Source organism: Halalkalibacter lacteus (genome assembly GCF_036663595.1).
Lineage (GTDB): Bacteria > Bacillota > Bacilli > Bacillales > Bacillaceae_D > Halalkalibacter > Halalkalibacter lacteus.
On record NZ_JAWRVL010000532.1, the window covers coordinates 1 to 209 of the forward strand.

The 209-nt window shown below is 41.6% G+C and carries 1 tRNA gene; it reads left to right on the top strand.

The features are described 5' to 3' along the window. Nucleotides 1-77: transfer RNA gene (locus SAZ04_RS23250), tRNA-Ile, on the top strand. The last annotated feature ends 132 nt before the right edge of the window (nucleotides 78-209 follow it).

Genomic DNA, 209 nt, shown 5'->3' on the forward strand with positions numbered 1-209 from the left:
GGGCCTGTAGCTCAGCTGGTTAGAGCGCACGCCTGATAAGCGTGAGGTCGGTGGTTCGAGTCCACTCAGGCCCACCAAAAAAATATATTGACTTTTTATTTGTTTACTAGTATCATTTTAAAAGTCGCCAACAAGCGACAATGTAGTTCTTTGAAAACTGAACAAAAGCCAAGCGAAATAGAGATACATGTTATCTCGTCAACTTTTAG